Origin of the sequence: Sphaerochaeta sp. PS (assembly GCF_032144095.1) — a bacterium.
Classification (GTDB): domain Bacteria; phylum Spirochaetota; class Spirochaetia; order Sphaerochaetales; family Sphaerochaetaceae; genus Sphaerochaeta.
In genome coordinates, this window is the sequence record NZ_JAVSNJ010000003.1 from 172,964 (window position 1) to 198,873 (window position 25,910).

The window sequence follows — 25,910 nt, forward strand, 5'->3', positions numbered from 1 at the left end:
TCCGAAACAAAACACAGAGGTGGAAACAGGCGGAATCATAGGATTTCGCCTGTTTTTCGTATGCAGCATCATAGACAATCAGGGTGAAATGTGTAACGATTTCTGTAGCAGTTAGTTTTAATTAATGTAAGGTAGTTGTGACATAGGTAAGAATTAGTTGCTTGTATAGTCAAAATGAGTTGTTTCTGGATCTAAAATGATACATGGGAACGAACAAACGTACTCCCCTGTTAGTAGGAGGGCAATTATGAAGAAACTTTTGGTTATAGTGTTGTTGGTGCCCACTCTTGCATTGACAATGATTTCATGTGATGCAGATATGCGTACTAACCTAGCCAACCTGATGGGTGGCTTCAACAGCAACGTATTGATAGACGGTGGCCTGGTAAAGGTCAATAATGCCAATGCAGAGGCGGCTGCGACTGCGATACAAGGCATAGGTACTGGTACCGGAGCTGAGACTATTGTAGACGGTGGAGGCGGGACTGGGACAACCTCTAGCATGGGTTTGTCTGTTAGTGTAGACGCGGGCACCAAGCTCTTGGCTCCTCAAACCCCTGATAAACAAAAAACATTGAAAACCGACCTAGCCGCTGCTCTCAATTCTCCCGATCAGAAGAAAAACTTGCTGGCGGACCTGAGCAAACCTGTAAACAATGACAACGGGCAGATAGATGCTGCTAAAGGAACAGTTACAGTTTTTAATTTAACTTTAACTGCATTAGCGGCAGGCCTTCCTGCTGATTCTGATCTTGCAAAAACCTTTGAAAAATTACAGCTTCCTGTAATAAAGGATGGAGATACAGTCACGCAAGGGGATCTCCTTACGTTGCAGCTGATGACTGACCTCATAAGCAATACCATCAATAAGCTAAATGAACTGTCAGAGGGTGATCTTGATTCCGTTGACGGAGTTTTGCTTTCGGCCCATCAAGATGATGTGCTTGCCATCGTAGGTGATGCACTCTTTGCCGCAAAGGTAGCTGAGCAGATTTCTGGATCATCTTCCTTGAACGTGTTTGGGGATATAGACTTTGGGTCCATTCTAGGCAAGAGCGTTAAGAATAGAGATATCCCACTTACCGATGCAGCAGACTTCATTGATGTGATTAATCCCATCGCTCAAAAAATAGTCTCTTTGTTAGGAGTAACTGAAAGTGGTGGAACCTATTCCTATTCTGATGCAAAGTATTCCAGCTTCCTGCTGAATCAGATGGTATATCGCACAGCTATAGAGCAAGCGCTTTCAATGATAAGAATGGGTAGTTTGATTGATTATGATGGGCTTCCATCGTTAGGTTCTTCTACAATCATAAAGTATATCTTGTCAGTTGCCATAACCGAGCATGAAGGTTTCAGGGCCTACTGGACTGATACATATGGCGATGGAGATACCCCTACTGCTAATGAGCTTATTGAAGCATACCTGAATGCTAACAAACCATTGGCTTCAGGAACCCTAAAGGTGTCTGATAAGATTGTTGTGCCTGAAATTGTTGGTTTTGACTATCAGGATTGGCCAGAATACATGAAAACCAAGAAAATTGGAGGGGTTGCTGCTGATGATGGTAAGGCCTATCATAAGGCGATACTTGAAAACATACAAACCATTAATGATGCTGGCGGAATTGATTTGCTTGCAGATATGCTGAATGATTTCCTTGCTGGCACTGGTGATTTCGTTGGTGAAGGATTTGATAAGGTTTATTCTGATCTACTCACAGAATAAGGAGGAGCAAACTATGAAAAATTTTAAACTAGTATTGATAACTTTAACTTTGGTTCTACTGGTTGCAGCTCCTCTGGTTGCTGCAGACTATAGCCCTGGAAACGTTGCCTACAAGCAGACAGGTGCTCCCTTCATGGGGATCAACACCCGGGTGCTGGGCATGGGTGGTGCAGGCTTGGGTGTTAAGGGATACTATGACAGCTTCCTGCTGAACCCTGCTAACTTGGCAGGCAGTAACTTCAAGCTCTCAATCCCTGCAATTACCCTGACTGCATATAACCCACAGTCAATCCTGGAAAGTGGTTCAATAGATAAGTTTGTTGATGGGGACACTGTCGGTGGAGCCCAAAGGCTTTTCAATACCATTACCCAAGGCCAGGGCGATCTCTTGACCACAGATGCTTCAGTTGTCCTCTCTGTTGGAGGGTTTGGAATAGCTATTGAGACTCAAGAGAGGATCATGACCTATCTTGAGGATTCTGATTCAACTAACACTAATCTCATTGCTCAGATTACAGCTGCAGCAACTGTGGGGTTTGGATTCAACATTGCACTTGTTCCTGATAAGATCTCCATCGATCTCGGTGTCACTGGAAAGGGAGTCTACAAGACCTACCTCAAGGGACAAACGGTTTCTAGTATTATCAACCTCCTCATGGATGAAAGTTCTGACCCTGCTGATAAGTTCCTCAACGGAGTTCCCCTTGCTGCTGGGTATGCGATTCCTGTTACAGCCGGTGCCAACGTCAACTTCCCGTTTGGACTCAGTCTTTCGGCAGTTGGAAGAAACTTCAACGGCAACTACTCGATGGAAGTATTCCCCTCAGCGAATACCTGGGCTGAAAAGGTGTTGGGTTCCTCTTTCACAGACAATAACCCTACAGGAAATGAGTCAGGAACCTTCGAATATGATGATGGCTGGAAACTCGATGCTGGCTTGACCTGGGCTCCCAAGATTGGGTCCCTCATCAAACCGATCATCGCTGTCGATGTCATTGATGTGATGTCCCTCGCCGGTTTGGAAGATGATGCCCTGACAAGAGGCTTCTACAGCCAGACAAGGCTTGGTGCTTCGGTCAGATTGCTCTCCTTCCTTGATGTCCGCTACGGACTCAACCAGGGATATCAGTCCATCGGTGTTGGACTGGACCTGCTGGTATTCCATCTTGATGCTGCTTACTATCAGCTGGAGTATGGTGACAATCTCGGGGATAAGCCGATAGATGCACTTTCCCTCCGGTTCTCGCTACTCTCTCGATAGTATCGTTGCTTCCCGTACCGATTGCCCTCCCTAGAAAGGGGGGCAATTTTTTGGGTTTGGGGGTATTTAGGGTATTTGTGTTATCCTAATAACAAACTGTAAACATTTCTACAAAAGCGATGAATTATACTATACTTTGTAACTATACGCATGCTATAGTCTTGCCATACTACACTTGAGAGAGGTCATTTATGGCAAGCTTTGGAATTTGGGGTCTTATTCCACCCGTACTCACCATTACCCTGGCATTCATCACTAAGGACGTAATGGTATCGTTGTTCCTGGGTATCTTTTCAGGAGCACTGATTGTTGCAGGAGGGAACCCCCTTGTAGCAATACTCAACCTTACCGACATGCTCGCAGATTCACTCAATGACGGATGGAACATCCGCATCTTCCTCTTCTGTGCACTCCTTGGCGGAATGGTTGGCATGCTCAGCAAGACCGGTTCGGCAAGAGCCTTCGGTCGTTGGGCAGCTGACAAGCTGCACACCCCCAAGACCAGCCTGCTCATGGCCTGGTTCTGTGGACTGCTCATCTTCATCGACGACTATTTCAACAGCCTTGCTGTAGGAACGGTCATGAGACCGATCACCGACAAGAATGGAGTGCCCCGTGCACAGCTGGCATACATCCTGGACTCAACAGCAGCCCCCGTCTGTATCCTGGTACCCATCTCCAGTTGGGTCATCACCGTCATGTCCATCGTCAAGGGATCTGAAGGATTCTCCTCCCTCGGGATTAGCGAATTCTCCTTCTTCATGCGTTCGGTTCCCTACAACCTCTATGCAATCCTGACCCTTATCATGGTCCTCGTCCTGATCCTTTCTGGTAGAAACTTTGGGCCAATGGCCAGAAGTATCGCTTACGCCAAAGAGACTGGAAAGCTGTACAACGAAGAGTATGGCCAGGCACCTGGCGAGATCCATCTCGACGAGTCAGTCAACGCTGACAAGGCAAATCCTCTGGATATGCTGTTTCCGATCCTCGTGCTCATTGCCTCTGCAGTCATCCTGTTCCCTGTGACCACCTACCTTGGTGCTATCGACGGGGAGAGTATTCCTACCCTGGGTGCTGCTATGGCTTCCATGAGTCTTGGTGAGGCCTTCAACAACACCGATGCCTCCATGGCCCTCTTCTATGCAGTTATCTTTACCCTGGTCATCTCCTATGTCTACTACACTGCACGCAAGCTTTTCACCATCAAGGCAGCAAGTGAAGCCATTGGTGATGGCATCAAGAGCATGGTTCCTGCCCTCATCATCCTGACCATGGCCTGGACCATCGGCTCTGTCATCAAGAGCAGCCCGGAAGATGGCGGTCTTGGATTGGCAGCCTACCTCAGTGAAGTGGTTGTTGGTGGTGGGTTCCCCATCGTATTCATCCCTGTCATTGCCTTTAGCCTCTCCGCCCTCATCTCCTTCTCCACAGGTACCTCCTGGGGCACGTTCGCCATCATGATCCCTATCGTGATGCCGATCGCCGTAGGTCTTGCCCAGGCCAAGGGTCTTGAAGGCTCAGCCCTGCTCAACGCAGCGATGATCAGCGTCAGTGCTGTCCTTGGTGGTTCCGTCTTCGGTGACCATGCCTCACCGATCAGTGACACAACCATTCTCTCCTCCACCGGTGCAGGGTGTCCTCACCTTGAGCACGTTGCAACACAGATGCCCTATGCGATTACCGCTGCAGTCTGTGCTTTGATCGGCTTTATTTTTGGAGGAATCTTCCTGAACGTCTTGGTTGCCTGGATCGCCACCCTTGCAGCATTTGCTGCAGCCATGGTCATCCTTCCTCGCGTATACGCAAAGTAAATCCTGCTCTGTTTGAGCGCTCTATTGGCCCTCCTTCCCTGGAGGGCCATGTTTTCGTTTGCTATACAATGCGAAGAATCGTATACTCTCCATTGGAGGCACGTATGAACATTGTCAAGATCAAGGCGCAGGTGAAAGAGTATGATTGGGGCAACATGTCATTCATCCCGGCACTCCTTGGCCAAAAGGAAGATGGAAAACCCAAGGCAGAACTCTGGATGGGTACCCATCCCAGTGGCGATGCAACCGTAGAGGCCACCGGGGAGAGCCTATCGACCTTTCTGACGAATGACAGCCTACATTGGTTTGGCCAGGAACATCTCGATCGCTTTGGCCCTGAGTTGCCACTGCTGCTTAAGGTCCTCGCCATCGACCACCCCCTTTCCATCCAGTGCCATCCCACCGAGGTCCAGGCAAAGGAAGGGTGGGAGAGGGAGACCGCTTTTCGCACCCGCTTTCCGAAAGAACTCTGGAACTACAAGGATTCCAACCGGAAGGCTGAGGTCATCTATGCCCTTACCCCCATCACAGCCATGTGTGCCTTTCGGCCCTTGGCTCAGATACTCCCCCAGCTTAGGGCTCTGATGCCTATTGGCTATGCCAAGCATTTTTCTGGAATCGATGAACATTCGAGCCATCCAGACAAGGAAATTTCTACCCTGTTTGAGCTGCTCTATACCATGAAACAGGAGGAGTTGGTCCTCTGTATCGAAGAGTACATAGCCTCACTCCGGGATAGGGAGGACCTGCCCTATGCTACCCCTGATGGCCTCTTCCTGGAAAGCAAAGGCATCGCCCTCTCCTGCTATGAGACCTTCCCCAAAGATCCTGGCCTCTTTGCACCCTTCTTTCTCAATGTGAAACACCTGCAGAAAGGAGAGGCCCTCTATCTTGAACCCAGAACCCTGCATGCCTATGTCCTGGGCAATGGGATTGAACTGATGAGTGCCTCGGACAACGTGTTGCGTGGAGGCCTTACCCACAAGAAGATTGACCTGCACGAGCTTATGAAGATCATGGAGGTCAAGGGCAAGGAGGTTGAGCCGGTCTTGCAGTTGGTCGGCACCTCAGGAAGGGTCCACCTGTTGACCCCTACCGAGGAGTTTCACCTGATGGTCTGTCCTTCAGGGGCCTACACCATCGGCGACAGAAAGAGCATCGAGCTCTTGTTCTGTACCGAAGGTAAGGTATCCTTCAGTGCTGGAAAAGAGAGGGTTGAGATAGGCAAGGGCGAGTGCCATGTAGTTGCCGCTTCCTTGGAAACGTACAAGCTGGAGGTAGAGGGAACACTTTTCATCGCTGACGTCCCTCGCTGAGAACTCTCTTGACCTTACACTTTTTCATGAGTACGTTAGACACGTGTAAGGTAGCAAGCTATGAAAAAACGTCCTGTAAGCAGACTCTCCATCATCGCCAGGTATGTCACCCTGGCTTCTGTCATCTTTGTTGTTCTCATCGGTGTCGATATATTTTTGGGCAATAGGGAGAAGATTGTCTACATTCCGCCAGAGCCTTTGGTAGTAGTGGAACTGCCCCAGAAGGGGAGTGTATCGAAGCGAGGAATTTTCCCTTCAACCATTCAGGCCAAGGACCTGGTACCTGTAATCCCTCTTGTCGGAGGGACCATTCAGTCCTTTGACGTACAGGTAGGGCAGATGGTGCAAAAGGGCGAGGTCCTGGCCACCATCGACAGCGAACCCTTCATCCAGCAGACTAAGCAGGCAGAGGCCGCATACCTGGCAAGCGAAAGCACGTTTTCCAGGGTGGCCTCCCTCTACCAGAACAAGGCAACAACCGAACAGAGCTATGACCAGGCCAAAGCCCAACGGGATGCGGCAAAAGCTCAGTATGAGCTAGCCTCCCTGCAGCTTTCCTATGCAACGGTCACGGCCCCTGTGACGGGGAGCATCCTGATGAAGAGCAGTTCGGTAGGAAGCATGGCAGGGGCCCAACAGCCCATTGCCGTGATAGCTGACCTTACTCGGCTGGTGGTTAAGGTAGAGGTGCCCGAGACCTACTACAGCGTATTCTGGAAGGGCCAGGAGACTCTTCGCATAGAAATTACCAACCCTGCCTGGGACAAACCCATACCGGCACGCCTGCTCACCATCGACCCCTTTATCCACAGTGATTCCAAGACCTTCTCCCTGGAATGCCTGGTCGAGCATGGGGAGGCCTTGGTCCGTCCAGGAATGTCCGTCATGGTTGGCATCACCTACAGTGAAGAGGAGGCTATCCCGCGGATGGCCCAATCCATACGCAAAAGTGATGGCTCCTGGTATGTCTACCACCCCGAAACCCAACGGGTGGAATATGTGCAGACAGCGGTGGAACTGGAGGACGACTGGTTCTTCAAGGTCCCTGAAGCGTATGCTGAAAGCCTCTTTGTGGTCGATGGCCAACACATGGTGTTTGACAACCAGAAGGTGCGCATCGAAGGAGAGGGCCTGTGAAAGTCTCCCGCCAGGCCATCCGCCATCCTGTCGTCATAGGGATGCTGCTCATCGTGTTGGTAGCCTTTGGCCTCTATAGCTTTGCAGGCCAGAACATTGAATTCATGAGTGACATCAACCTGCCCTCCATCATTGTACTCTCCCTCTATCCTGGAGCCGGGGCAGAGGATGTGGAGGATGAGGTTACCAGAATCCTTGAGGATGAGTTTGTTACCCTTCCAAACTATAAATCCATGGATTCGGTCTCCAGCAACTCCATGAGCATCATAACCATCTACTACCAGGATGGTGTCGACCCCTATGAACAGCTCGATGAGGTCCGCTACAGGATATCAACGCTTAAGGCATCGCTACCCAAGAACCTGGAAGGTGATCCCCTGGCCTTGGTCGGGGGAGCTTCCATGCTGCCCATCATCACCTTCTCGGTATCGGGTGGCAGTGACGTGGGTAGGGTAACTTCCTACGTCCAGGACGAGCTTGTACCGGCCATCAACCAGATCAAGGGGGTTGCCTCTGTCACCGTGCGCGGGGGCCAGGAGCTTGAGGCCTCCGTCAGGCTTCGGCTCTCCGATCTTGAGGCGAAGAGGATCAGCGTTACCCAGGTCTACTCGCTCATCGGGTACTCCAACGTACGCCTCCCTCTCGGTTCGGCAGAGTACCGGGGGAAGACCCTCGACCTCAGGTATGGAGGTTCCATCACCTGCCTGGAAGAGCTGAAACAGATCCCCGTCGGATATACGGACCAGGGAAGCCCCATCCGGTTGGAGGACGTGGCCACGGTCTCCTATAGGTACCCAAAAGCAAAATATGCGGTAGGTAGTGATGGGCACCCGTTGCTGGTTGTCGACGTGACCAAACGCAGCGATGGGAACATCGTCAGGATAAACAAGGCCATAAGGGCCCTGCTGGATAAGGAAAGCAAGGAGAGCGGGGAGGCCTTGAGTTTTTCCATCATCGGTGATGACAGCAGGACAACCCTGGCATCGCTCAATACTGTTGTGCAGAGTGGCATTGGTGGCATCATCATGGCGATTCTGGTCATCATCCTCTTTCTGGGTGACATACGGTCGACCCTCATCATTGCCTTCTCCATACCCCTTTCCCTTTTGTTCTCATTTATTGGTATGCGCCTGATGGGCATCACCATCAACCTGATGAGCCTCTCGGGTCTGGTCGCTGCCCTGGGAATGGTTGTCGATGGTTCCATCGTCATGCTAGAGCAGATATATCGGCACTACCGGACAGGGGAGCTATCCGTAATGGCTAGCATCGACAAGGCGAGCGATGAGGTGGGCTCGCCCATCCTGGCCTCAACCCTCACCACTGTAGTGGTATTCATTCCGATTTCAATGCTCAGCGGTATCATCGGCATGATTTTCAAGGATATCGCCCTCACCCTGATCCTCGCCCTTGCCGGCTCCTTTCTTGTTGCAGTGGTATTTGTTCCCTTCTTTGCAAGGCTCTTGTTGCGCCCGACCCCTCCCAAGCAGAAAAACAGGGCCTTCATCCGCATGCTCTCCTCTGTCGAGAGGCGCTATACCCAGGCCTTGGATTGGAGCCTTTCCCATAGCTCCTTTATCCTGGTCATCTGCCTGAGCATCCTGGTCCTCACAGCCTTTACCATCACCAAGCTTGGCTTTACCTTCCTGCCTTCGACCGATAACAGCGAGCTCTATGTACAGATGGAGTTTCCCCAAGGCTATAGCCTGGATGAGACGAGGGCGAGAAGCAACCAGATCGAGGCTATCATCCGTAGTGAAGTCAGCGAAGTTTCTGACATCGTCACCTATGCTGGCCTGAGTGACTTCACCCTTGGGGTAGGAAGTGCAAACCTAGCCTACTCCAGGGTGGTCCTGGTCCCTGTAGCCCAACGTGATCGTGGGGTGCATGAGATAATCCTGGCTGTGCAAAAGGCCATAGCCCTACAGGTCCCTGATGTCACCATCAGGATAGAGAACGGTGGCTTTGACAAGCTTCTGGGCTTTGTGACCGGAGGGGGCGGCTATGGCATCACCCTCGTCAGTGAGGACGTTGACCTGCTGCTCAGGGAAGCAAAGCGAATCCAGGACCATCTTGGGCAGGACAAGGCTGTGGTGTCGACCAGGGTGGATACCTCCTTCGATGCAAACCAACTGGTATTGGCGATGGACCGTGACAGCCTCAACAGGCTCGGGATCAACAGCTATGAGGCGGGCCTTACCAACAGGATCCTGGTCGAGGGGATGGAGGTCTCCACATTTTCCGATACCAGTGGGAACCGGTACCCCATCATCCTGGGCAGTGACGTGACGGACAACCCCTTCAGTGAGGATACCCTCAATGCGATTACCCTCTACTCCCTTGCAGGAAAGCCGATACGGCTCTCCTCGGTTGCCAAGCTGGAGGTCCAGCCAAGCCTCAGTGAGATCAACCACACGGATAGGGCCAAGACCATAACAATTGGTGCTTCCCTGGTTAGTGAGGATACCTCTCTGGTCTCCCAACGCATGAACGACTACCTTGTTGCAGAACCGTTGGCTGAGGGGGTGAGCAGCATGGCTGCAGGAGTGCTCGAGCTCATAGGAGAGTCCCTTCCTCCTTTCCTCACTGCCATGCTCATCGCCTGGTTCCTCGTCTATACCGTGATGGTCATCCAGTTTGAGAGGTTCCGCCAGCCTGCGATCATCATCGTCTCCATCCCGTTCTGCATCATCGGTGTCGTTCTTGGGCTCCTTGCCTTTGGCTCAACCCTCAGCATTGTCTCCTTGTTGGGCATCATTGCCTTGGGCGGCATAGTGGTGAACAACGGCATCATCCTCATCGACTACGTAAACTTGCTGCGTAGGGGGCAAGAGGGTGAGGAGAGTGAGGGCAGCTTGCTCAAGGCCATCACCGAAGGGAGTGCAACCCGGCTTAGGCCCATATTCATGACCACCATCACCACGATGCTGGGCGTGCTTCCCATGGCTTTCGCCACAGGGGAGGGTGCTGAGATCTACGCACCCTTGGGGCAGGCCATCGCAGGAGGGCTGTTTACCTCCACCCTGATAACGCTTTTCATCATCCCAGTCCTCTACTACCGAAGTGAGAGACGTCTCATACGCAGAAAGGTTGGCAAGCTATGAACAAAAAACCTCTTATTTTGATGATTTCTCTCTTGTTGAGCTCACTGTTGGTATCGGCAGCGAGTTATACCGAGCCCGACCTCAAGGCTCTGCTGCTCTCCAACAACCTCAAGCTCAAACAGGCTATAAGCGAACAGGACCTCTCCACACTCGAAGTAAAGGATGCGAAGGCAGGGTATGGACCGACAGTCGACCTGGAGGTCAGCGGGACATACCTGGCAAACCCCATGGACACCCTCTCCTTCGAACTCCCTTTCCCCTTAGGAAGCTCGACACCTGTAACCATCGATACAGGGCTGACCAATACCCTCTACAACTTCTCCCTTACCCTTACCCAGCCACTATGGACCTGGGGCAAACTGAAGAATGGGGTGGCGATGACCGAAAAACTTGTCCAGATTCGCCAGGCCCAAAGGTTTGCCTTGCAGAAATCCCTGCTCTCCGAGCTCTCCAGCCGCCTCTATGCCCATCACTATCTGCTTGCCATGGAAGGCCTGTTCGATGAGGAGCAAAAGCTTGCCCAGACTCTGGTAACCTTGGCTGAAGAGGGGGTCTCCAATGGGATGCTCCTCAAGGAGGAGGCTCTCTCTGCCAAGGTATCGCTTAGGCAGATTGCCTTGGCAAAAACCCAGGTAGCCAACCAGAGGCAGCAACAACGCAGGGCGATAGCGAACCTGTGCAACATCACCATTGATGAGGATGACGAACTGGTAGGGGAACTTGACCAGGAGCAGCTTCGCTCCCTGCTCTCCTATGACCTGAAGACCCTGCAGGCTCTGGCAACGGCAAAAAGCCAGGAGCAGGTTCGCATCGCAAATTTGATGACCGATCTTGCCGCCCTCGCTTCTTCTGTTGCAGAAGGCTCTCTCTACTGGAAGCCCGATATGGCCATGCAGGTATCGCTAGGCTACGGTGGGTCAAAATTCCTTTTTGTCGAACGGGATGACTACACTTTCAATGTCTCTGTAGGAATGAAGAGTACCATCTACGATGGGGGGAAGAAATTCCATGAGGTGAGCCGTAAGGCTATCAAGGAAGAGCAGTCATATTTTGATAAGGACCAGATGGTCCAGGCCCTTCTCACGCAGGTGGAGGAGGCCTACCTTGCACTCCATCTGGCTGACGAGAGCCTTGCATATCTGAGCCTCAAGAGGGAAGCTGCCCTCTCTGAAGGAGAGCAGAAGAGGCTATTGTTTGTCAGTGGCTATGGCTATGAAGCAGACCTGGTCAAGGCCGAGCTGGCGAGGGTGGCGATCGAATGTGAGATGGAGCAGCAGTGGCTCGCCTATACCGGGGCCTTCGCCACGATTACCTATCTTTGTGGGTTGGAAAATAGGCTGTTGTAATGGTATAGTCATGGAATGGACAGATTCCTTGAACTGCTGAAAAAAGAGATGAGGCCCGCCATGGGCTGTACGGAACCGGCGGCTTCGGCCCTGGCAGGGGCGAAGGCAGGAGAGCTGCTTGGGACCATCCCTACCTCAGTCGAGGTGGTTACCAGCCGGGACATGGTCAAGAATGCCATGGGAGTAGGGCTTCCCAACTGCTCGTTGAAGGGCATCCAGGCAGCGGTTGCCCTCGGGGTGTGCGGAGGCTCGGTCGATAAGGGGTTGAGCATCCTCAGCGAGATAGGGCAGGAGCAACTTAGGTGTGCTAGTGCCCTTCAGGTTTCCCTGAAGATCAGCGTCGATGTCCCCTCCCTCTACATAAAGGTCAGTGCCACCAACGGAAAGAGTTCATCAGTAGCCATCATAAGCGGCGAGCATGACCGGTTCAGCTATCTGGAAAAGGATGGGGTAGAACTGCTCTCCCTTCCGGTGGACAACTGCAGCTCCGTGTTGGAAGAGGCTGATGAGGATGTCATCGGCAAGGCCACCCTGGCCTCGCTTCTGGCATATGCCAACGAGGCTCCACCAGAAGCCATCCAGCTCTGTCTCGATGCCAAGGATACCAACCTGGTGATCGCAGAGCATGCGGTACGGCATGAGTATGGGCTCTCTGTCGGCAGGATCGCCTCAGAAGGGCTGAACCATGAACCCCGCAGCCTCACTGAGGCCTTCAGCCTGGCCTCAGCCCTTGCCGCCGCTGCTAGCGACGCCAGGATGGCTGGCTGTCCCCTTCCTGTCATCATCAACAGCGGCAGTGGCAATCAGGGCATTACCCTGACGGTTCCCTTGGCTGTCGTCGCCTCCTATCTGAAGAGTAGCGACGAGAAGCTGGGTAGGGCCTTGGTTCTCAGCGAACTTGTCGGGCTCTCCCTCACTGCCCGGAAGAACCGGCTCAGCGCCCTCTGCGGTGCCTTTACCGCTTCCATTGGGACGGCCTGTGGCCTTGTCTACCTGCTCGATGGCGACCTCCCTGTCATGGACCGCGCGATAAACACCATGATCGGGAACTTGACCGGCATCATCTGTGACGGGGCAAAGATGACCTGCGCCCTTAAGATATACTCCTGTGTGGAAGCTGCAAACCTTGCTTGCAAGCTTGCCTTCAGGGGGTATTCGCCAGGCAATGAGAGTGGCATCGTAGGGAATACCAGCTTGGAAAGCATGGATTTCCTCTCCAGGATCAGCCGCGAAGGAATGGAGGAGACCGACAAGACGATCCTCTCCATCATGTTGGGAAAACAAAGATGAACTATGTAGCAATAGATTTTGAGACTGCAAACAGCTATGCAGGTGGGGCCTGTGCTGTTGCCCTGGCCCGTTTTGATGAAGAGGGGACGTTGCTGGATACCTACTACTCCCTCATACACCCCAAGCACCCCTATTTCGACCCTGGGATGAGTGCCGTGCATAAGCTCAAGGATGAGGACTGCCTCGCTGCCCCCGAATTTGACCAGCTTTGGCCTGCAATGAGGAGTTTCATCGGACGGGACATCCTTGTCGCCCACAATGCTGTCTTCGACATGGGTGTGCTCAAAGGGTGTTTTGAGTCCTATGACCTGGAGGCAAAAGCCACCTCCTATTTCTGTACCTACACCATAGCCCGCAAGGTGTGGCCGAAGATGCTCAGCTACAAGCTGACCTACCTTTGCGACCACTTCGGCATGGAGTACCAGGCCCACTACGCCCTTGATGACGCTGTCATGTGCGGCAAGCTGTTTGGCAAGCAGTGCTATGGCAACCTCAACGACCTATTGAGTTTGCGGAGGTTCCTTATTACCAAGGGCATCGAGCCCAAGGTTATTGAGCATCAGCAAAAAGAACTCTTTTTCCTATAAGCGGGAAGAGCCCGGTTGCCCAGAATCCCAGGAATGCATAGCGGACGAAGGAGCCTATATAGTAGGCGGCTTCAGGGATGATGGTCTTCAGCGCCATGACGGCGACAACTACCACCATGCCGATCGCAAAGCGCACTATTTTCTTCGGCATGGTCGCTTCGGTCGAGTAGTTGACCTTCTTGACCTCCAGGGCAAAGCCAAGGTAGCCGCCACCTGAGAGTGCGAGGGTCTTCATGAGGTCGGAAAAAGCAACCTGGTCAACGGAATTCATGTTGAGCAGGATTGCCATTCCCAGGCCCAGGACAAAGGTAATGACCCCTACGACAAGGGAGAAGCGGTATCGCTTATCCTTGTCCTCATAGAGGGCACTGAGCCTGTTGTAGGCCAGCATGGTGATTGCGACTCCCAATACCAACCCCCCAAAGACATCAATGGGCCAGTGGACTCCCAGATAGAGTCGGCTTATTCCGACAAGCGCTATCATGAATGCACAGAAGATGCTGAGAGGCCGTCTCTTGAAGGCTCGTGCGACAGCGCTGTAAAAGGAAGCGGCTGTTGTGGTGTGTCCGGAAGGGAAGGAGTATCCGGTTGCAGTGGCCAGGCGCTTTCCCTGGATGCTGGATAGTACCTGGAAGGGTCTAGGGGCCCTGACGATTGCCTTGAGCAGGCCCATGCTCATCACCGAGAAGAGCATGGAGGAACAGATGGAGAAGCCCTTGTTCTTGTCATGATTCCACAGGATGTAGAGGATGACGGCGATTACAAAGGTCTGTTCTCCAACAGCCGATGCGAAATTGGCAAAGCTGTCCAGAAATGGTGTACCGATGTTCTGGAAAAAGATCAAAATGGATTCTTGCATGGGTGGCTCCTCATGTTTGAGTATACGCAAGCAAGGTTGGGCTTGCAAGAAGAAAGCTGATCGACCCTTCAGGCAGGTGCGCTTCCGATCGCCATTCTGTTTTGTTTTGGTGGCAATTCTCGCTCTCATGCAAATTTCTGGAGTTTTTTTCTAGGGGTTGTTGACAAAACTACTGCGATATTGTAGCTTGCTACTTGCTACGAGGGCGTAGCGAAGCTGGTTATCGCGACGGCCTGTCACGCCGTAGATCGCGGGTTCGATCCCCGTCGCTCTCGCTTGTTGAACCGCCTTGGAATTCCAAGGCGGTTCTTGTATACTTAACCCCCTGACACTTTTTTTGGAGGTACCATGAGAGTACTGATAGGGATGAGCGGAGGCATCGATTCCACGGTGGCCGCTTACCTACTGAAAGAGAGCGGGCATGAGGTTGTTGGAGTCACCATGACGGTCTGGAATAACCGTACTGACCTTCCTGCCCCCAAGCAGTCCAACTCCTGTTTTGCCCCTGACAAGACAAAAGACCTTGAGAAGATCAAGGACATCTGCTCCCGCATCGGCATCGAGCACCAGACCCTCGACCTGAGTGACCTGTATGAACGGGTGGTCCTGAAGAACTTCAACGATGAATATATGAGTGGCAGGACTCCCAACCCATGCATCTGGTGCAACTCGAAGATCAAATTCGGCGCGATGGTCGACTATGCCCGGGAGAAGGGCCTTGTCTTCGACAAGTTCGCAACCGGCCACTATGCCCGGATTGTGGAAAAAAATGGAAGGTATGCCATCTCGATGGCTGAGGACCTGAAGAAGGACCAGTCCTACTTTTTGTACCGCCTCACCCAGCAGCAGCTTGCAACGACGCTCTTTCCGCTTGGGGGAATGCACAAGGACGAAGTCCGGGCGATCGACGAAGAGCAGGGTTTTCATGTGGTGCACGAGCAGGAGAGCCAGGACTTCTATGGTGGCGACTACTCCGACCTTCTTGAGGTCAGCAGCAAGAGTGGCAACATCGTCGACCTTGAGGGAAAAATCCTCGGTACCCATGAGGGGATCTGGCACTATACGATAGGCCAGCGCAAGGGCCTTGGCATTGCTGCCGAGAAGCCCCTCTATGTGCTCGCCCTTAGGGCCGACACCAACGAAGTGGTGGTGGGCTTTGTGGAGCACACCTACAACACCACGGTAACCGCCAGCCAGGTGGTGTGGGGCCTTGAGGGCAACCTTGTGGGCTCTGTGCCCGTCATGGCCAAGATACGGTCCACCGGCTCTCCCAAGGAAGCTGTGGCACACCAGAACGAGGATGGCTCCATTACGGCAGTCTTTGCCTCGGAGGTGCAGGCTGCAACTGTCGGGCAGTCGCTCGTGCTCTATAATGGGCCGGTCATTCTCTGCGGGGGAATCATCGAGCGGGTGGAATAAGCAGGCGATTGTATTGCACTGGGTAATTGGGTATGATGGCGATCAGTAGAGGAGAGAGCGATGAGAGTAATAATTCAAAATGATTATGAGAATCTATCCCTTTGGGCGGCAAGGCACATTGCCAATCGGATCAGGGCCTACAATCCTACCCAGGAGAGACCCTTTGTCCTTGGGCTACCCACAGGATCGTCTCCGCTGGGCACCTATGCAGAGCTCATCAGGCTCAACAAGGAAGGCTATGTCTCCTTTGCACATGTGGTGACCTTCAACATGGACGAGTATGTCGGCCTTGCCCGCGACCACGAGCAGAGCTACTACACCTTCATGTGGAACAGTTTCTTCAACCACATCGACATCAAGAGAGAGAACGTACACATCCTCGATGGTATGGCCGCTGACCTGCAGGCTGAATGTGATGCCTACGAGGCTGCCATAGCTTCCTACGGCGGCATTGAGCTCTTCCTGGGTGGTATCGGCTCTGATGGGCACATCGCGTTCAACGAGCCCTTCTCAAGCCTATCCAGCAAGACACGCATCAAGAGCCTGACCTATGATACCAAGGTCATGAACAGCCGGTTCTTTGACAATGACATTTCCAAGGTGCCCTCCACTGCCTTGACGGTAGGGATCAAGACCATCACCGACAGCAGGGAGGTGGTCATCCTGGTAAATGGCCACAACAAGGCCCTTGCCCTTGAGGCAGCTGTTGAAGGTGGTGTATCGCACCGCTGGACCTGCAGTGCCCTGCAGCTTCACCCAAGGGCGGTCATCGTCTGTGATGAAAAAGCGTGTGGGGAGCTGAAGGTAAACACCTACAACTACTTCAAGGATATCGAGAGCGATAACCTTGATGTGAAAAAGATGATCTTCTGACAAACAAGCATGGCTGGAATATCCTGAAGCATAGCAAAGAACGGACCCCCTCGGGCCCGTTCTTTGCTATGCTTCGCATGTAGGTCATTTTTCTGGTCTTCCTGGTTCTTCCGACTATGCCGTTTTTTGTTGGCCTGTGTTTCGGCTTTTCTTACCTGACCTCGATCAGGCGGTACTCCTGGGTTCCCAGCCCGATCTTCTGGGCGTGTTCCAGTCCTACCCGCCAATTTGTCTGGGGGTGGTTGTTGTCCAGGTTGTCCCCCTTGGTCCCCCCAAGTCTCGAACCTGCAAGTGGGGTCTGGGCATTTACCGCATCGACACAGGCCCTGTCCAGGGCGACAGGGTCGAAGGAGGCGAACATCCCCACATCGGGTACGATTGCCACATCATTGTCCCCATGGCAATCGCAGAAAGGGGAGACGTCTATGACCACGTTGATGTGGAAGGTAGGCCTGCCGTCACATATGGCCTGGGTATATTCGCTGATCTTGCAGTTGAGCCTGTCATTGGAGCTGCTGCTGCCTGGCTGGATCGCGTCGGTAGGGCAGACGCCTATGCACATGCCACAGCCGACACACCTGTCATGGTCAATCCAGGAGATTCCTTTCGTTATATGTGGTGCATCATGGGCACACACCTTGATGCAGGCCCCGCACCCGATGCAGAGATCTGCTTCCACCTGGGGCTTGCCATCACTGTGCATCTCCATCTTGCCTGCGCGGGAACCACCACCCATGCCGAGGTTTTTCAATGCCCCGCCAAAGCCTGTCCCTTCGTGGCCCTTGAAGTGGGCCAGGGAGATGACGATGTCCGCATCCATCAGGGCCCGGCCTATCCTGGCCTCCTTGACATACTCGCCGTTGCGTACAGGGACGAGCACCTCGTCCGTCCCCTTGAGCCCGTCAGCGATGATGGCATGGCACCCTGTGGCATAGGGCATGTATCCATTCTTGTAGGCACTATCCAGATGGTCCAGTGCATTCTTCCTCCCCCCGACATAGAGGGTGTTGCAGTCGGTGAGAAAGGGCTTGCCACCAAGTTTCTGCACCATCTTCACCACCGTTGCGGCATAGTTGGGCCTGAGGAACGCCAGGTTTCCCGGCTCCCCGAAGTGCAGCTTGATGGCAACGAACTTCCCTTTGAAGTCGATCTTGTCCATCCCGGCCTTGGTGATCAGCCTCTCAAGCTTGTCCAGGCGCGAATCGCCGTTTTCACAGCGTAGGTTTATGAAATGTACATCCGATTGTTTCACGATTGCTCTCCGTCTGGTGTAGTCAATAGCCCCATGCTCTGGGCTACCTCAAGGGCAAGTGCAGGCTTGTCTGTCATGACTGAGTCGACACCCATGGCAAACAGGCGCTCCATCTCACTTCTTTCGTTGATGGTCCATACCTGTATGATGGCCCCTCGCTTGTGCATGGCCTTCACGAAGGAGGGGGTAATTACCACAATATAGCCCTGTCTTGGAGGGACCTGGAAAATTATCTGCCGGCTTTTGCTGAGCTTCTTTGGCAGAAGCCGTATCCAGTAGAGGAAAAGAAAAAACCGCACCTCTACTGAGGTGATGCTCGTCAGGATCCTGGGTTCCTTCCTGCGCAGGAGCCTGAGGTTGATATAGTGGAATGATGCCCCGACCACCCGCTTCTTGGCTTGGTTTTCATCCAGGACCTTGATGAAGGCATCGACTATCGCCTCGCCCCTGGTCTTCAAATCGACATTGAAGCGCTGTGCGGGACATGCCCTCAGTGCTTCATCCAGGGTGCAGAGCACCACACCCTTTGCCCTGAAGGGGAAGCTCTTTCCCCCATCGGTGGTAAAGGTATAGCCGGCATCAAAGCGCTTGAGCTCCTCGAGTGTGTGGTCCTCGATCCTCCCGGTTCCGTTGGTGTTGCGCTCCAGAGTCTCGTCATGCCAGATGACGAGAAAGCCGTCCTTGCTCAGGTGGACATCAGTCTCGATGACATCGACGCCCATCCTATATGCGCTAAGGAAGGCCTCAAGGGTGTTCTCTGGGTAGTGGGCACTGTCACCGCGATGGGCGACCACACGGGGAAGCGGGTCAAAGAATGACTTAAACATCTTCCTGGGTATCCTTATGTATCTTGATCTTGCTCATTTTCACAAAGACCTTCTCCATCTTCTGGATCTCGCTCTCGGTCAGGGAGGCTCGAACAAAGACATCCCTTAGGAAGCGGTAGGTCCAGAGCTTTTCATGCCCTTGCTTGAAGTAGCCTACCTCATCCATGGCAGAGGTTGCCGTCGCAGCGGCCTGCTCACAGCGACCCTGTTCGACAGGCACTGCCTGCACCGGCCAGGTCTTGATCTTGTCGAAAAGGTTGTAGGTGATGACCTGAACTGCCTGGGACAGGTTCAGGGAGGGGAAGTCCTCACTGGTGGGGATGCTTACCACCATGGAGCACTGGGCGACCTCGTCGTCGGTAAGTCCGTCAGACTCCCGGCCAAACACGATGGAGATGAGCCCTTCCCCTGTATTTTGCACCATGAGGGCAAGCTGCTCCGGATTGAGGGCACTGTTCTTTCGGAACTTTCCCTGCCGTCGGGTTGATGCGACAGTGAGAACGCTGGTGGCGAGAGCCTCAGAAAGGTTTTCATACCGTGTAGCATTCTCCCAGACGTCACTGGCATGCAGTGCAAGGGTCCGTACCCGATTCTCGTCGTACTCACGGTCGCCCACCAACACGAGATGGGTGATGCCCATGGTCTTCATGGCACGGCAGACTGAGCCTACATTGGCACCGTCTTGCGTGCCAACCAGAACGATCTGAATCCTATCCAAATTACTCTTTTGATCCATAGGGAGAGTAATATCAGATATTGAAGCTTTTTCCAAGCTGGTCTATAGTTGTTCCATGACAGACACACCCCAGGCAAACAACCGGTATATTCAGATTTTCCTTGGAATCCTCGTAACCCTTGCAATTCTTGCAGTGCTCAAGCTATCCAAGGATGTCACTATCCCCCTGATCCTGTCATTTTTCTGCTTCCTTATTTTCAGTCCTCTGGTACGTCGGCTCGACAAGCTGCACATACCCAGGATCATATCTGTCACCCTGGTGATGGTGCTCCTGCTCTTCATCTTCGTCGCAGCCGGCTGGTTCATCATCATGACAGTCGATACCCTGGTCAGGCTGATCCCCTTCTATGCAGACAAGGTGGTATCCCTCGACCGCCTGCTCTCCAGCCGGGTCACCATGTTCATCGAACTGCCTGCAGGCACCTCCTTTTTGTCAAACCTCCCGGTCAACTGGTCGAACCTCGCCATCAGCAGCCTGACCAGCATATCCAACAAGTTCCTCTCCATTACCAAGGTTGCGATGCTTGTATTCATCTTCTTCCTCTTCCTTCTTTTGGAACGCCAGAGTGCCATCCCCAAGCTGTTGGCAGCTGTGCCTCGAAGCAAGGGGCTGAGGGTGGCTGTCCTTTTCGAACGGATTACCCGCCAGGTTTCCAAGTACCTGCTGCTCAAGGGTGTCATCAGCGCCATGACAGGGGTCATGTTCTACCTCACTGCCCTGGTGACCGGCCTTGACCTGCCCGTACTCTGGGGGGTACTGGCCTTTGTCTTCAACTTCATCCCCTCGATCGGGTCGCTGATCATCACCACCCTCACCATTCTGATGGCCCTTATCCAGTTTGCCCCAGTCTGGTCCAATGTCATCTACGTCGCCATCATGACCATCAGCATACAGACCATCCTGGGAAACATCATCGATCCCAAGCTCCAGGGAGGCCAGCTGAACCTCTCGCCCTTTGTCATCCTGGTTTCCCTCTCCCTGTGGGGCTACATCTGGGGAATCCCAGGCATGTTCCTCTCTGTCCCCATCACCAGTGTGTTGCAGATCCTCTGTGCAAATGTCAAATCCCTTAGGCCGATCGCAATCCTCATCAGCAGCGGCAAGAGCTACCAGCGGGAGAGCGAAAAGCAGAATGCCCTGGCCCGGTACCTTCGTAAGCAAGAGAAGCTGAAGCGAGGGGAGGATCCCTCTGCCAAAAGCATGGAGAGGGCTGAGGAGCAAGAGGCTACCAACACCTACCACAAGGGCGATTTCATCCTGCCCGAGAGTTTTGGCGAGAAAAAATGAACGGCTTTCCCCATCTCCATCCCGATGCTGCCCAACCCTACCTGGGGCAGACCTTCCCCCAGACAGATGAGGGCCTTTTGGCCTTCAAGGCACTTATCCTTGGTTTCTATGCAGACCATGGGCGCCAGTTTGCCTGGAGAGAGACAAGCGACCCCTACCGTATCCTGCTTTCCGAGGTGATGCTCCAGCAGACCCAGACAAGTAGGGTTGAACCCAAGTATGAGACCTTCCTCTCCCTGTGGCCCGACTTTTCCAGCTTGGCGGAGGTGTCGGTCGAGGAGCTGCTCGCCCAGTGGAAGGGCCTTGGCTACAACCGCCGAGCCCTGAACCTCCGCAAGGCCGCAAGGATGACAGAGGCCTGGGGATGGACGATCCCCAACGACAAGGCCCTCATCGAGTCGTTGCCAGGTGTAGGCAAGGCGACAGGTGCGGCGATCCTCAGCTTCTGCTACCAGCAGAAGTCCGTCTATCTGGAGACCAATATCCGCCGGGTCCTGCTCACCTGCTTTTATCCCGATCAGGGTGAAGTCAGGGACAAGGAGCTGGAAGCCTTGCTGCACGAGCTGAGCTTGATCAACGAGGATACGAAAAGCTGGTACTATGCCCTGATGGACTACGGGGTGCTGCTCAAGGCCCTCTTTCCCAATGCGAACAAGCGTAGTGCACACTACACCAAGCAGAAGCAGTTCGAGAACTCCAACCGGCAGATACGGGGACAGCTGATACACCTGCTTACCGATACCGGTGCAAAGAGCCTGGTAGCCATCTATGACCTGCTTTCGCATTTTGAGGAGGAACGCATCCTCAACGCCCTTGACCAGCTTGCAAAGGAGGGGTTTGTCCAGGAGAAGGGTAGTGTCTATGGGATCAGTGAGCAGTAGCCCTGTCGGAAAGCAGGTTCCCACCCATCCCCAGAAGCATCAGAATGGCTCCGATGAAAAGGTTGGGGGAGAACATATCAAGGAACAGGGCATCAATGGCCAGACTGGTCAGTATCTGGGCTGAAGAGAGCAATAAGGCTGAGTAGATCGCAGGGACCTTGGTTATCACATAGCAGGTGGACACCACCACAAAGATGGCCAGGACCCCTCCGCCCAGCACAAGGATTGGCGAAAGGCTTGGTATGACCCTGAACCCCTGGAGCGTCGCCCTTGGGGCGGTGATGGAGTAGAAGAGCACCCCTGCGATGAGGCCGGTGAGAAAGTTGTGCCTCGAGGCAAATATCGACCCCTTGTAGTTGGCAAAGGTGCTGTTGAGCACCATCTGGGTCATGGTGAGCGCCCCTGCAAGGAAGCCCAGCAAGATATACCCAAGGACAAAATCTCCCTCTCCTCCCAAGGCCATCACCACAATACCCACCCCGCTGATGGCGAGGCTTGCCATCTTCTTGTTGCTGAGCTTGCGTTTTTCCATTCCCAGAAAGCCGGTAAGGTCGAACAGGACGGAGGAGAAGCTCTGGCCGAATACCGTGCTCGCCATGGCTAGCGAAGCACCGGTATGGACGATGGTATAGTAGTTGCAGTTGAGGATTACCAGCCCGAACACCCCGTTGAACCAGAGGTAGGGCGGGGCGCTCTTTCTTGCAGGGTTGATGCTCTTGTTGCGCCTGCCTAGCAGCAGCAACAAGCTGAGGAAGGTGAGCCCGATGATGTGGTTGACGATGAGGGAGACGCCCATGGTCGCTGCCACCCCAAACTGGGTGTTGGCCACAACCATGACCGATATCACCATTCCTGTGAGAAAATCAAGAAAAAGATAGATGGCCTGCTGCATGGTGGTCATTGTACCCGTTTTGCCCTTGTCATGCCAGCGAATAAATCCCTACAATGGCTCCATGCCGATACAACCGATAGACAAGAATCGTATGCACGCCTTGCAGCAGACCCTGCTACAGAAGGCCATGCCTCCAGGCAGCCTTGGGGAACTGGCCGCCTTGGCCATCAGGATCGCCCTCATAACGCCTCGCCCCGTATCCAGGCTCTCCCTGCTCATCTTTGCAGGTGACCATGGGATAGTGGAGGAAGGGGTAACCCATAGCCCTCAGGAGATAACCTGGCAACAGTGTCTGAACTTTGCGAAGGGAGGGGGTGCCTGTGGCCTCTTTGCCCGGGCCCATGGGGTTGACCTCACGGTTGTGGATATGGGTGTCGCCCACCAGTTTCTCCCCTCCGATGGCGTCCTGGACCGCAAGATTGGCATGGGTACCAGGAATTTTCTGAGAGAAGATGCGATGGATGCAAAGCAGTGCCTTTTGGCAATGCAGTGTGGCAGGCTTCTTGTCCGCCAGAAGAAACAGGCGGGCTTTGATGCCATCGCCTTTGGGGAGATGGGGGTAGGGAACACCAGCAGTGCCTCGGCCATAGCCTCAGCCCTTACCTGCCTGAAAGTCGACTCGGTAACAGGCAGGGGCAGCGGGTTGAGTGACTGCGACCTCAAGGCCAAGTGTGATGTCATAGAGCTTGCCCTCAAAAGAAATCCTGTCCGAACCCCCCTTGGGGTCCTTGCTGCCTTCGGCGGGTTTGAGATAGCGGCCATGGTAGGGGCCATCATAGAGGCAGCGGCTCTCTCCCTGCCGACATTGCTCGACGGCTTCATAACCACGGCAGCTGCTGTGGTAAGCTGTGCCATCGAGCCGAACTGCAAGGAGTACCTCATCCCGGCCCACCTGTCAGGGATGCAAGGCCATGACCTGTTGCTGGACTATCTCGGCCTACCCAGGCCTATCCTGGATCTGGGCATGCAGCTGGGGGAGGGTACGGGAGCCCTGACTGCTTGGCCGATTGTCTCCCAGGCCAGCAGGATACTTACGGAAATGACGAGCTTTAGCCATGCAGGGGTAACCGATAGCACCTCCCTGCTGAGGGAAAAGGGAATATTCTGATATGAGGATAGGAACCACAAGCTATATCCTGGAAGATGACATACTGCCCAATGTCCGCTATCTCGCCCCCTTGGTCGACGATATCGAACTGGTCTTGTTTGAGAGCGAGGGTGAGGATAACCTGCCCTCTCCCAGTGTGATAGCCTCCCTCAAGGAGCTCGCTGAGGAGCATTCGCTTACCTACACGGTGCATTTCCCCTTGGATGTCTATCCAGGATCGAAGGAAAAGGCCGTTCGGCAGAAGACTCTGGATACCTACCTGAGAATCCTCTCCCTGACTGAGCCCCTGGACCCCTTTGGCTACATTCTCCACCTTACCCCTGACATGTATGGGCCCAAGGCATCGGAGGATATCCCCCAGTGGCTCTCCTACCTCGATGAGAGCCTCTACCGGCTCCTGGAGCGATCCTCGGTGAGCAGCCGCCTCTTCTGTGCAGAGACGCTCAGCTACCCCTTCTCCCTGGTAGAGGAGCTTGTACGCAAGCACAATCTGATGGTTACCTTGGATATCGGCCATGTGTGGATGATGGGCTATGACCCGCACCAGGCCTGCTCTTCCTTGCTTGCCGAGACGAGGGTCTGCCACCTCCATGGGGTGGACAAGGCGGGACGCGACCACCAGAGCCTGGATAAGGGGGACCCCAAGCAGATCGAGAGCTTCCTGTCCCGTTTGGTCGAGCAGGGCCAAGACGGGAAGGAGAGGGTCCTGACGCTGGAGGTGTTCAATCAGCATGACTTTCTCACATCCCTCTCCCTCTTGAGGCAAAGCCATGCTATGATGGAAAAAAGAGAGGCAGGCAAGCTATGGCAACAATAGATATCAAGAGTTCGAAGAGTCATGTGTCCTCGATCAAGGGCGGTAAAGGTTCAATGTCCTCTACCACCAGCGGTGTGCGTATCCGTACCAGGCTGAAAAGCCAGTTGACGCTGGTACTAGGGGGAGGTCGCAGCGGGAAAAGCTCCTATGCGCAGGATTATGCCCTAGGTGCCTCGGAAGGGACCCAGAGCCGCGCCTATATTGCAACAGCCGAACCCATTGACGAGGAGATGAAGGCCCGTATCGCTGCCCACCAGAAGGATCGGGCAGACCGCTTCATCACCATTGAGGAGCCTCTTGACCTCGTCTCTGCCATCAGATCCCTTCCCCAATCGGTTGAGGTGTGTGTCGTCGACTGCCTCACTGTCTGGCTTGGAAACCTTCTCTACCACAAGATGGATACAGCCAAGGAGTTGGATGCGTTGGTCAGCCTGCTCAAGCAGCCTCCCTGCGACATCCTGCTGGTTAGCAATGAGACCGGTCTTGGGCTCATTCCTGCCGATGCAGAGAGCAGGGCCTTTAGGGATATCGCGGGCTGGATGAACCAGGACCTTGCAGCCATTTCCAAGAACGTCATCCTGCTGGTGGCAGGCCTTCCGTTGGCACTCAAGGGTGAAGTCTTGTGATGGAGAGCGGTTTTACCGGTGCATTCCGTACCCTGACACGATTTTCTGTTCCAGGGAGGACAGGGCAACACCAGAATAGGACACTGTTCTGGTTTCCCTTTGTAGGCCTCGTCCTTGGTTTTTTCTCCTGTCTCATCGCCCTCTTGCCCATTTCGCCTTTTGTCCGGTCCTCCCTCATGGTGGCGGCCATGGCCTATCTGACCAGAGGCTTCCACCTAGATGGGTTGTGCGATGTCGCCGATGGTTTTGGCGGTGGATGGACCAAGGAGCAGACGCTGCGTATCATGCGCGACTCCCATGTCGGGGCCTTTGCCCTCATTGCCTTGGTTTGCACCCTGCTTATCCAGGTTTTCTCCCTGGCAGAGCTGGTGGATTACCTCCCCATCCTGCTGTTTGTCCCTGCCCTTGGGAGGACGATGGTGGCAATGGCCACCAGCCTCTCCTCCTATGCACGGGAGGGCGAGGGGACTGCTTCCGCCCTGGTGAGGGAGAGCGGGCCCAGGCATATGGTAGCTCCACTGTTGCAGATGGCCCTCTTTTTGGTTGTGCTGTCCCTCCTTGCAAGCCCTTCGTTGCTGCCCGCCTGCTCTGCTACGCTCTTCGCTTTGGTGATGACCCTGCTTGTCATGAGGATGAGCCACAGGCGCCTTGGTGGGGTTACCGGTGATGTCCTGGGTGCCATCGAGGTCTTGGGTGAAACATCTGCCTACTTGGGGGCCTTGATTTTTCTGGCCTTTGCAAGGTAGTTTGA

The 25,910-nt window shown here is 53.8% G+C and carries 22 protein-coding genes and 1 tRNA gene; 18 read left to right on the forward strand and 5 right to left on the reverse strand.

The window, feature by feature from the left end; genetic code table 11:
* Positions 1 to 247: 247 nt before the first annotated feature.
* The 9 genes from ROJ03_RS05310 to ROJ03_RS05350 all read left to right on the forward strand — a co-directional run bounded on the left by ROJ03_RS05310 (position 248) and on the right by ROJ03_RS05350 (position 13,581).
* Positions 248 to 1,729, forward strand: coding sequence for a hypothetical protein (locus tag ROJ03_RS05310; protein WP_313725961.1), 1,482 nt, complete (start codon positions 248 to 250; stop codon positions 1,727 to 1,729).
* A gap of 13 nt (positions 1,730 to 1,742) precedes the next feature.
* Positions 1,743 to 2,990 (forward strand): hypothetical protein, encoded by a 1,248-nt coding sequence (locus ROJ03_RS05315; RefSeq protein ID WP_313725962.1) that lies wholly within the window; start codon positions 1,743 to 1,745, stop codon positions 2,988 to 2,990.
* A gap of 191 nt (positions 2,991 to 3,181) precedes the next feature.
* Positions 3,182 to 4,801, forward strand: a complete 1,620-nt coding sequence (locus ROJ03_RS05320; RefSeq protein WP_313725963.1) for a Na+/H+ antiporter NhaC family protein — start codon at positions 3,182 to 3,184, stop codon at positions 4,799 to 4,801.
* Positions 4,802 to 4,905: 104 nt separating this feature from the next.
* A complete protein-coding gene (manA, locus tag ROJ03_RS05325; RefSeq protein ID WP_313725964.1) occupies positions 4,906 to 6,117 on the forward strand; it encodes a mannose-6-phosphate isomerase, class I in 1,212 nt (403 codons plus the stop codon).
* 60 nt (positions 6,118 to 6,177) lie between these two features.
* On the forward strand, positions 6,178 to 7,254 hold the full coding sequence (locus ROJ03_RS05330; RefSeq protein WP_313725965.1) for an efflux RND transporter periplasmic adaptor subunit: 1,077 nt from the start codon (positions 6,178 to 6,180) through the stop codon (positions 7,252 to 7,254).
* A complete protein-coding gene (locus ROJ03_RS05335) occupies positions 7,251 to 10,358 on the forward strand; it encodes an efflux RND transporter permease subunit (protein WP_313725966.1) in 3,108 nt (1,035 codons plus the stop codon). The genes ROJ03_RS05330 and ROJ03_RS05335 overlap by 4 nt, the downstream gene beginning before the upstream one ends.
* The gene (locus tag ROJ03_RS05340; RefSeq protein ID WP_313725967.1) at positions 10,355 to 11,704 is read left to right on the forward strand and encodes a TolC family protein; all 1,350 of its coding nucleotides are present in this window, start codon (positions 10,355 to 10,357) and stop codon (positions 11,702 to 11,704) included. The genes ROJ03_RS05335 and ROJ03_RS05340 overlap by 4 nt, the downstream gene beginning before the upstream one ends.
* 15 nt (positions 11,705 to 11,719) lie before the next feature.
* The gene (locus ROJ03_RS05345; protein WP_313725968.1) at positions 11,720 to 12,994 is read left to right on the forward strand and encodes an L-serine ammonia-lyase, iron-sulfur-dependent, subunit alpha; all 1,275 of its coding nucleotides are present in this window, start codon (positions 11,720 to 11,722) and stop codon (positions 12,992 to 12,994) included.
* Entirely contained in the window at positions 12,991 to 13,581 is a 591-nt protein-coding gene (locus ROJ03_RS05350) for an exonuclease domain-containing protein (RefSeq protein ID WP_313725969.1), read from the forward strand. Before ROJ03_RS05345 ends, ROJ03_RS05350 begins: the two co-directional genes overlap by 4 nt.
* Here ROJ03_RS05350 and ROJ03_RS05355 read toward each other — a convergent pair.
* Complete coding sequence (locus ROJ03_RS05355) at positions 13,544 to 14,440, reverse strand: phosphatase PAP2 family protein (protein WP_313725970.1); 897 nt, start codon at positions 14,438 to 14,440, stop codon at positions 13,544 to 13,546. The genes ROJ03_RS05350 and ROJ03_RS05355 overlap by 38 nt on opposite strands.
* A gap of 201 nt (positions 14,441 to 14,641) precedes the next feature.
* Between ROJ03_RS05355 and ROJ03_RS05360 the strand changes: the two genes are divergently transcribed.
* From ROJ03_RS05360 to nagB, 3 genes are all read left to right on the forward strand, one after another.
* Positions 14,642 to 14,715 (forward strand) — tRNA-Asp (locus ROJ03_RS05360).
* 73 nt (positions 14,716 to 14,788) lie between these two features.
* Entirely contained in the window at positions 14,789 to 15,859 is a 1,071-nt protein-coding gene (mnmA, locus tag ROJ03_RS05365) for a tRNA 2-thiouridine(34) synthase MnmA (RefSeq protein ID WP_313725971.1), read from the forward strand.
* 60 nt (positions 15,860 to 15,919) lie between these two features.
* Positions 15,920 to 16,732: a glucosamine-6-phosphate deaminase gene (nagB, locus tag ROJ03_RS05370; RefSeq protein WP_313725972.1), complete on the forward strand. Its 813-nt coding sequence runs from the start codon at positions 15,920 to 15,922 to the stop codon at positions 16,730 to 16,732.
* Between the two features lie 151 nt (positions 16,733 to 16,883).
* Here nagB and ROJ03_RS05375 read toward each other — a convergent pair whose 3' ends face one another.
* The 3 genes from ROJ03_RS05375 to ROJ03_RS05385 are packed head-to-tail and all read right to left on the reverse strand — an operon-like array spanning position 16,884 to position 19,547.
* Positions 16,884 to 17,984, reverse strand: a complete 1,101-nt coding sequence (locus tag ROJ03_RS05375) for a DUF362 domain-containing protein (RefSeq protein WP_313725973.1) — start codon at positions 17,982 to 17,984, stop codon at positions 16,884 to 16,886.
* Positions 17,981 to 18,811 carry a glycerophosphodiester phosphodiesterase gene (locus ROJ03_RS05380; RefSeq protein ID WP_313725974.1) on the reverse strand — a complete coding sequence of 277 codons (831 nt, stop codon included), beginning with the start codon at positions 18,809 to 18,811 and terminating at the stop codon, positions 17,981 to 17,983. The genes ROJ03_RS05375 and ROJ03_RS05380 overlap by 4 nt, the downstream gene beginning before the upstream one ends.
* Positions 18,804 to 19,547, reverse strand: a complete 744-nt coding sequence (locus ROJ03_RS05385) for an RNA methyltransferase (RefSeq protein ID WP_313725975.1) — start codon at positions 19,545 to 19,547, stop codon at positions 18,804 to 18,806. Before ROJ03_RS05385 ends, ROJ03_RS05380 begins: the two co-directional genes overlap by 8 nt.
* Positions 19,548 to 19,602: 55 nt before the next feature.
* On the opposite strand from ROJ03_RS05385, the gene ROJ03_RS05390 reads away from it, so the two are divergent.
* Together ROJ03_RS05390 and ROJ03_RS05395 are read left to right on the forward strand one after the other, a co-directional pair.
* A complete protein-coding gene (locus ROJ03_RS05390; protein WP_313725976.1) occupies positions 19,603 to 20,835 on the forward strand; it encodes an AI-2E family transporter in 1,233 nt (410 codons plus the stop codon).
* The gene (locus ROJ03_RS05395; protein WP_313725977.1) at positions 20,832 to 21,716 is read left to right on the forward strand and encodes a DNA repair protein; all 885 of its coding nucleotides are present in this window, start codon (positions 20,832 to 20,834) and stop codon (positions 21,714 to 21,716) included. Before ROJ03_RS05390 ends, ROJ03_RS05395 begins: the two co-directional genes overlap by 4 nt.
* On the opposite strand, the gene ROJ03_RS05400 is transcribed toward ROJ03_RS05395, so the two are convergent.
* The gene (locus ROJ03_RS05400) at positions 21,703 to 22,608 is read right to left on the reverse strand and encodes a DMT family transporter (protein ID WP_313725978.1); all 906 of its coding nucleotides are present in this window, start codon (positions 22,606 to 22,608) and stop codon (positions 21,703 to 21,705) included. The two genes, ROJ03_RS05395 and ROJ03_RS05400, sit on opposite strands and share 14 nt — an antisense overlap.
* A gap of 61 nt (positions 22,609 to 22,669) precedes the next feature.
* Between ROJ03_RS05400 and cobT the strand changes: the two genes are divergently transcribed.
* From cobT to ROJ03_RS05420, 4 genes are read left to right on the forward strand one after another with little or no spacing between them, the layout of a single operon-like run.
* Positions 22,670 to 23,716 (forward strand): nicotinate-nucleotide--dimethylbenzimidazole phosphoribosyltransferase, encoded by a 1,047-nt coding sequence (gene cobT, locus ROJ03_RS05405; protein ID WP_313725979.1) that lies wholly within the window; start codon positions 22,670 to 22,672, stop codon positions 23,714 to 23,716.
* Position 23,717: 1 nt separating this feature from the next.
* Complete coding sequence (cbiR, locus tag ROJ03_RS05410; RefSeq protein WP_313725980.1) at positions 23,718 to 24,533, forward strand: cobamide remodeling phosphodiesterase CbiR; 816 nt, start codon at positions 23,718 to 23,720, stop codon at positions 24,531 to 24,533.
* Positions 24,521 to 25,159 carry a bifunctional adenosylcobinamide kinase/adenosylcobinamide-phosphate guanylyltransferase gene (gene cobU, locus ROJ03_RS05415; protein ID WP_313725981.1) on the forward strand — a complete coding sequence of 213 codons (639 nt, stop codon included), beginning with the start codon at positions 24,521 to 24,523 and terminating at the stop codon, positions 25,157 to 25,159. Before cbiR ends, cobU begins: the two co-directional genes overlap by 13 nt.
* Complete coding sequence (locus ROJ03_RS05420) at positions 25,159 to 25,905, forward strand: adenosylcobinamide-GDP ribazoletransferase (protein WP_313726025.1); 747 nt, start codon at positions 25,159 to 25,161, stop codon at positions 25,903 to 25,905. Before cobU ends, ROJ03_RS05420 begins: the two co-directional genes overlap by 1 nt.
* Positions 25,906 to 25,910 lie beyond the last annotated feature (5 nt).

Coding starts and splice junctions, on each gene's coding strand:
- ROJ03_RS05310 (WP_313725961.1), top strand. CDS start 248: ATGAAGAAACTTTTGGTTATAGTGTTGTTGGTGCCCACTCTTGCATTG.
- ROJ03_RS05315 (WP_313725962.1), top strand. CDS start 1,743: ATGAAAAATTTTAAACTAGTATTGATAACTTTAACTTTGGTTCTACTG.
- ROJ03_RS05320 (WP_313725963.1), top strand. CDS start 3,182: ATGGCAAGCTTTGGAATTTGGGGTCTTATTCCACCCGTACTCACCATT.
- manA (WP_313725964.1), top strand. CDS start 4,906: ATGAACATTGTCAAGATCAAGGCGCAGGTGAAAGAGTATGATTGGGGC.
- ROJ03_RS05330 (WP_313725965.1), top strand. CDS start 6,178: ATGAAAAAACGTCCTGTAAGCAGACTCTCCATCATCGCCAGGTATGTC.
- ROJ03_RS05340 (WP_313725967.1), top strand. CDS start 10,355: ATGAACAAAAAACCTCTTATTTTGATGATTTCTCTCTTGTTGAGCTCA.
- ROJ03_RS05345 (WP_313725968.1), top strand. CDS start 11,720: ATGGACAGATTCCTTGAACTGCTGAAAAAAGAGATGAGGCCCGCCATG.
- ROJ03_RS05350 (WP_313725969.1), top strand. CDS start 12,991: ATGAACTATGTAGCAATAGATTTTGAGACTGCAAACAGCTATGCAGGT.
- ROJ03_RS05355 (WP_313725970.1), bottom strand. CDS start 14,440: ATGCAAGAATCCATTTTGATCTTTTTCCAGAACATCGGTACACCATTT.
- mnmA (WP_313725971.1), top strand. CDS start 14,789: ATGAGAGTACTGATAGGGATGAGCGGAGGCATCGATTCCACGGTGGCC.
- nagB (WP_313725972.1), top strand. CDS start 15,920: ATGAGAGTAATAATTCAAAATGATTATGAGAATCTATCCCTTTGGGCG.
- ROJ03_RS05380 (WP_313725974.1), bottom strand. CDS start 18,811: ATGTTTAAGTCATTCTTTGACCCGCTTCCCCGTGTGGTCGCCCATCGC.
- ROJ03_RS05385 (WP_313725975.1), bottom strand. CDS start 19,547: ATGGATCAAAAGAGTAATTTGGATAGGATTCAGATCGTTCTGGTTGGC.
- ROJ03_RS05390 (WP_313725976.1), top strand. CDS start 19,603: ATGACAGACACACCCCAGGCAAACAACCGGTATATTCAGATTTTCCTT.
- ROJ03_RS05395 (WP_313725977.1), top strand. CDS start 20,832: ATGAACGGCTTTCCCCATCTCCATCCCGATGCTGCCCAACCCTACCTG.
- ROJ03_RS05400 (WP_313725978.1), bottom strand. CDS start 22,608: ATGCAGCAGGCCATCTATCTTTTTCTTGATTTTCTCACAGGAATGGTG.
- cobT (WP_313725979.1), top strand. CDS start 22,670: ATGCCGATACAACCGATAGACAAGAATCGTATGCACGCCTTGCAGCAG.
- cbiR (WP_313725980.1), top strand. CDS start 23,718: ATGAGGATAGGAACCACAAGCTATATCCTGGAAGATGACATACTGCCC.
- cobU (WP_313725981.1), top strand. CDS start 24,521: ATGGCAACAATAGATATCAAGAGTTCGAAGAGTCATGTGTCCTCGATC.
- ROJ03_RS05420 (WP_313726025.1), top strand. CDS start 25,159: ATGGAGAGCGGTTTTACCGGTGCATTCCGTACCCTGACACGATTTTCT.